This window comes from Tsukamurella ocularis (genome assembly GCF_965138335.1).
Taxonomy (GTDB): Bacteria; Actinomycetota; Actinomycetes; order Mycobacteriales; family Mycobacteriaceae; genus Tsukamurella; species Tsukamurella ocularis_A.
Genome location: NZ_CBCSDV010000066.1, coordinates 1 through 5601, shown reverse-complemented (window position 1 = coordinate 5601; position 5601 = coordinate 1). Strand labels below are relative to the sequence as shown.

Genomic DNA, 5601 nt, shown 5'->3' with positions numbered 1-5601 from the left:
CCAAACAAGAAGCCCGTCGAGGAGAACATGCAGATAATCCGTCCGCCACAGGGCCACAACAGCCACGATGAGACCCGTCAGCCACGTCGTGGACAGTCAGGAGGCTCCTAGAGATATCGAATCTCCTAGGCTCCACAGACATCTCCACGCGATCACAGGCGGTTTCCGGTCCTCCGGGAGCCGCCTTCGTCGTTTCGACGGAGGTTCGCGCGTCACCGCGCCACGACGAGCGTCGCAGAGCACGTGGCTGGCGACAGGCGGTGGCATCGATTCGAAGGGGTGCGACCAGCGGCGATGCCGGAACGGCGATCTTGACCTACTCTTTACTCAGTGACCCGCGCCTCGGCGGGCCCGACACAGAGAGACTCGATGAGACGCGCCTCGCGCAAACGCCGAAGACCCGGATCCGCTGAACCCTTGCCCCTCGGGGCCGCCGCGTGATCACCCTCCTCACGATCGTCGCCGGCATCCTGGTGGTCCTCGTGATCACCGCCTTCACGGGCTACTTCGTGGCCCAGGAGTTCGCGTACATGGCGGTGGACCGGTCGCGGCTCGCCGCGCGCGCCGCGGCGGGTGACGAGGCCGCGGCCCGCGCCCTGCAGGTCACGCGGCGCACCTCCTTCATGCTCTCCGGCGCCCAGCTCGGCATCACCGTCACGGGCCTGCTCGTCGGCTACGTCGCCGAGCCCCTGATCGGCCAGGGCGTCGGCACTCTGCTCGGCGGCGTCGGCGTGCCCGCCGCGGTCGGCATCGGCATCGGCGCCGTGCTCGCCGTCGGCCTCTCGACGGTCGCGCAGATGGTCTTCGGCGAACTGTTCCCGAAGAACCTCGCCATCGCCCGGCCCGAGCCCGTCGCGCGCCGCCTCGCGCTCTCCACGACGCTCTACCTCCGCGCGTTCGGCTGGCTGATCCGGTTCTTCGACCAGGCCTCCAACCTGCTGCTGCGCGCCGTGCGGATCGAACCCGTGCACGACGTGGAGCATTCCGCGACGCCGCGCGACCTCGAGCACATCGTGGCCGCCTCGCGCGACGCGGGCGAGCTGCCGCGCGAGCTCTCGACCCTGTTGGACCGGATCCTCGACTTCCCGACCCACACCGCCGAGCACGCGATGATCCCGCGTGCCCGCGTCGACGTGGTCGGGGCCGACGAGCCCGCGGGGGCGGTGCTCGACCGCATGGCGGACGGCCACACCCGGTACCCGGTGGTCGGGGAGAGCGCCGACGACCTGATCGGCGTGATCACCCTGCACGATCTGCTCGCCGACCCCTCGGGGACGGCCCGGTCGCGCTGCCGCCCCGCCGTGATCGTCCCCGGTTCCATGCCGCTGCCGACGGTCGTCGCGCAGCTCGCGGACGCGGGCGACGAGATGGCCCTCGTCATCGACGAGTACGGCGGCTTCGACGGCGTGGTCACCGTCGAGGACATCGCGGAGGAACTCGTCGGCGAGATCGACGACGAGCACGACGGGACCGACCCGGAGCCCGCCGTGCGCGACGGCGCCGGCTGGCTGCTCCGCGGCGACGTCCACCTCGACGAGGTCGAGCGCCTGCTCGACGTGGACCTCGAACCCGGCGACGCCGAAACGCTCGGTGGCGCCGTCACCGCGCGGCTCGGGGCGCTGCCCCGCGTCGGCGACGCGACGGACCTACCGCTGCTGCCGGACCCGGCCTCGGCCCCCGGCGCGGGGCGGGTCGTCCTCCGGGCCGAGGTGCGCACCGTCGAACGGCGCGTGCCCGCGGCCGTGCACCTGAGTCTGGGCACCGACGACGCGACGGAGGCCGACGATGAATAGCCCGTGGGTGGTCGTGCTGATCACGGCCCTGCTGATCGCGGCGAGCGCCTTCTTCGTGGCCGTCGAGTTCTCGCTCATCGCCGCCCGCCGGCACCGCCTCGAGGACCGGGCCGCGCACAGCGCCTCCGCGCGGGCCGCGCTGCGCAGCTCCTCGGAGCTCTCGCTGCTCCTCGCGGGCTCGCAGCTGGGCATCACCGTGTGCACGCTGGCGCTCGGCGCGATCACCAAGCCCGCCGTCGACGGGTGGCTGACGCCGCTCCTCGCGGCGACGGGGATGCCGGGCTGGATCGCCGACGTGGGCGGCTTCGTGCTGGCCCTGCTGGTGGTCACCTTCCTGCACCTCGTGGTGGGCGAGATGGCCCCGAAGTCGTGGGCGATCGCGCACCCCGAGCGCTCGGCGATCCTGTTGGCCCTGCCGATGCGCGCCTTCATGACGGTCTTCCGGCCGCTGCTGATCGTGCTCAACGAGGCCGCCAACCGGTGCCTGCGCCGCGTCGGCGTGACCCCGGTGAACGAGGTGGAGACGGGGCAGGATCCGGCGGCGCTGCGGCACCTCGTCGCGCATTCGGCGACCGTCGGTGCGCTCGACGAGCAGCACTCCGGGCACCTGACCAGCGCGCTGGAGCTCGAGGCGCTCACCGTCGGCGACATCGCCCGCTGGGACGTCGCGCCGTCGACGGTCCCCGCGACCGCGACCGCGGACCGGATCCGCGCCGTCGCGGACCGGACGGGACACCTGCGCCTGCTCGTCGACGACGGTGCCGCCGTCGCCGGCGTGGTCCACGTGCGCGACAGCCTGCGCGCCGCGCCGTCGGCGACCGCGGGGGAGCTGCTGCGGCCCGTGCTCGTGCTCGACGCCGCGGAGCCGGCCTACGCCGCGCTCGGCACCATGCGGGAGTCGCGCGCGCACTTCGCCGTCGTGGAGCGCGACGGTGCGCGGGCCGTCGTCACGCTCTCCGACCTGCTCGGCCGGCTACTGCCGGCCTGACGCACGCCGCCCGGCCGGGATCGAACCCGGCCGGGGCGTGGTCAGTCCCGCACGTGGGCCAGGACGAGTGCGAACCGGCCCTGGGGGTCGGTCCAGATCCGATCGGGGGAGAAACCGGCCGCGGTCAGCTCGGACCGGATTCCCTCCACGCGGAACTTCGCGGAGATCTCCGTGAGGATCTGCTCGCCCGCGGCGAGTTCCACCGTGAGGCCCGCACCGGGGATCGCTACGGTCATCGCGCGCGTGGCCTCCAGGCGCATCTCGATCCACTCGTTCGCGGCGTCCCACAGCGCGACGTGACGGAACGCCTCGGGATCGAAGCCGGCACCGAGGCGACTGTTGAGCACCCGGAGGACGTTCCGGTTGAACTCCGCGGTCACCCCCGCGGCGTCGTCGTACGCCGGCACCAGCACGGCGGGGTCGGTCACCAGGCCCGCGCCGAGGAGCAGGGTCTCGCCCGGGTCGAGGGCCGCCGCGATGGAGGACAGGAACACCGCCCGCTCGGCCGGGACCATGTTGCCGATGGTCCCGCCGAGGAAGGTCACCATCCGCCGGTCCCCGGGCGGGAGGCGGCCGATCGTGTCGGCGAATTCGCCGACNNTGCCCTCGATCTCGAGTCCGGGGTNGTCCGCGTGCAGCGCGGCGACGGCGCCCTGCAGCGCGGAGACCGAGACGTCCTGCGGCAGGTAGCGCTGCAGCTCGCCCTGCTCGACGCCGGCGTCGAGCAGGATGCGGGTCTTCTCCGACGAGCCCGAGCCGAGCTCGATCATCGTGTGCGGGCGGGCGAGCGTCATGATCTCCGGCGCCGCCTCCCGCAGGATCGCCGTCTCGGTGCGGGTGGGGTAGTACTCGGGCAGCCGCGTGATCCGCCCGAACAGCTCGCTGCCGACGGCGTCGTAGAACCACTTGGGCGGTAGCGACTTCGGTGTCGCGGTGAGGCCGCGGCGCACGTCGTCGAGCAGCGCGGCGTCGAGATCGTGCTCGCTGGTGTGGACCTGGATCGGGGGAGTGGGGACGGTCACGACGCTCCTAGATCGATGTGATGGAGGCTAGATCGCAGTGATGACGACGGAGTCCGGCCGCGCGACGACCAGGCTGTGATCGGGGACCGGGCGCCAGCCGGCCCCGTCGGGGCGGGAATCGGTGGGTTCGGAGGCGATGGTGACGGAGGCACCGTCGTGGGAGACCCAGAGCGAGTGGTAGTACGCCGTGGCCCAGAGGGTACGGCCGTCGCAGAGCAGTAGGTTCAGCCGCGCGTCCGGGCGCGCCGCTGCCAGGTCGGTGACCAGCTCGCCGAGCACGGCCCCGGGATCCGCGGACTCGAGTCGCGGCCGCAGGGCCGCCCAGATCGCGGCCGAGTCGGTGAGGGCCTCCAGGGCGGACGCCGCGGGCGCGGGCAGCACGGCGTCCCACGTGGGGAGCACCCCGTTGTGGCTGAATGCGAACCGGTCGTCGACGAAGGGCGCGCAGGCCTCCCGGCTGGTCGGCATCCCGACGGTGGCCGAGCGCACGGCCCCCAGCACGGCGGTGGAGGTGATCTGCGAGAGCACCTCGTCGAGCGCCGGATCGGTCCAGACCGGGTGCGGGCTGCGGTACCGGGCCGGCGCACCGTCGGGCGTCCACCACGCGACGCCGAAGCCGTCCGCGTTGATGGTGCCGCCGCCGCGCATGTCGTTCGGCGCCCAGGCCTGCCGGCGCAGGCTGTGCCCGCCGCGCGTGACGGGTGCGTGCACGGGCACCGGCGGGCCCACGTAGCCGAGGTGTCTGCACATGTCAGGGCAGGCTCCGCGCGCACCGGAAGCCGGAGAAGATCTGCCGGCGGATGGGATGGTCCCAGTTGCGGAACGTGCCCCGGCACGCCACGGCGTCGGTGCCGAACGACCCGCCGCGCAGCACCCGGTAGTCGCCGCCGAAGAACACCTCGGAGTACTCCCGGTACGGGAAGGCGCGGAAACCGGGGTACGGCAGGAACTCCGACGAGGTCCACTCCCAGACGTCGCCGATGAGCTGCTGGACGCCGAGGGGGGACGCCCCGGCCGGGTAGGCCCCCACATCGGCGGGCTCGAGGTGGCGCTGACCCAGATCGGCCCGCGCCGCGGTGGGTTCCTCATCGCCCCACGGGAAGCGACGGGACACGCCCGTCGCCGGGTCGTGGCGCGCCGCCTTCTCCCACTCGGCCTCGGTCGGCAGCCGCCGGCCCGCCCACCGGGCGAACGCATCGGCCTCGAACCAGGAGACGTGCACGACGGGCTGCTGCGGCCGGACGGGGACGGACACGCCGAATCGCGTGCGCCACCACCGCCCGTCGGCGTCGCGCTCCCAGAACCGCGGGGCCACCAGGCCGGCCTCGCAGCGGTGCCGCCACCCGCGTTCGGTCCACAGCTCCGGCCGCTCGTAGCCGCCGTCGTCGAGGAACTCCAGGTACCGGGCGTTGGTCACCGGCACCGCGTCGATGGCGTACGCGGCCACGTCGACGCGGTGCGCGGGCCGTTCGTTGTCCAGCGCCCAGGGTTCCGTCGAAGTCCCCATCGTGAACGGGCCGGCCGGCACCTCGATCTCGCTGGGGCCCCGGTACTGCGCGTGCGGCGCGGGCTCCGCGACGAGCACGGCCGGCCCCGTCCGCAGCTGGTGCGTCGCCAGCATGGTCTCGCAGTGCTGCTCCTCGTGCTGCGCGAGCATCCCGAACGCGAAGCCGTGGGCGCGCAGCGGATCGTCGATCCCCTCGCCCTCGATCGCCGTGCGGGCGAGCACGTCCCACGCCTTCTCCCGGACCTCCGCGACGTACCGCCGGGACTCGTCGGGGGTCAGCAGGGGGAGGGC

Annotated in this window: 5 protein-coding genes and 1 pseudogene; 2 read left to right on the top strand and 4 right to left on the bottom strand. The window is 73.3% G+C overall.

Annotation, left to right across the window (positions count from 1 at the left end; genetic code table 11):
• Nucleotides 1-437: 437 nt before the first annotated feature.
• Nucleotides 438-1793: a hemolysin family protein gene (locus tag ACNAYW_RS24595; protein WP_415852221.1), complete on the top strand. Its 1356-nt coding sequence runs from the start codon at nucleotides 438-440 to the stop codon at nucleotides 1791-1793.
• Nucleotides 1786-2781 carry a CNNM domain-containing protein gene (locus ACNAYW_RS24590; protein ID WP_415852220.1) on the top strand — a complete coding sequence of 332 codons (996 nt, stop codon included), beginning with the start codon at nucleotides 1786-1788 and terminating at the stop codon, nucleotides 2779-2781. Before ACNAYW_RS24595 ends, ACNAYW_RS24590 begins: the two co-directional genes overlap by 8 nt.
• A gap of 41 nt (nucleotides 2782-2822) precedes the next feature.
• Here ACNAYW_RS24590 and ACNAYW_RS24585 read toward each other — a convergent pair.
• The 4 genes and pseudogenes from ACNAYW_RS24585 to egtB form a co-directional block, all read right to left on the bottom strand.
• A pseudogene (locus ACNAYW_RS24585) lies at nucleotides 2823-3380 on the bottom strand (L-histidine N(alpha)-methyltransferase); the annotation flags it as partial.
• 27 nt (nucleotides 3381-3407) lie between these two features.
• Nucleotides 3408-3803, bottom strand: a 396-nt coding sequence (locus ACNAYW_RS24580; protein WP_415852219.1) for an L-histidine N(alpha)-methyltransferase, incomplete at its 3' end; no start/stop codon positions are given.
• 27 nt (nucleotides 3804-3830) lie between these two features.
• The gene (gene egtC / locus ACNAYW_RS24575; protein WP_415852218.1) at nucleotides 3831-4553 is read right to left on the bottom strand and encodes an ergothioneine biosynthesis protein EgtC; all 723 of its coding nucleotides are present in this window, start codon (nucleotides 4551-4553) and stop codon (nucleotides 3831-3833) included.
• A 1-nt stretch (nucleotide 4554) separates the two neighbouring features.
• Nucleotides 4555-5601: ergothioneine biosynthesis protein EgtB (gene egtB / locus ACNAYW_RS24570; protein WP_415852217.1), on the bottom strand; the 1047-nt coding region annotated here is incomplete at its 5' end.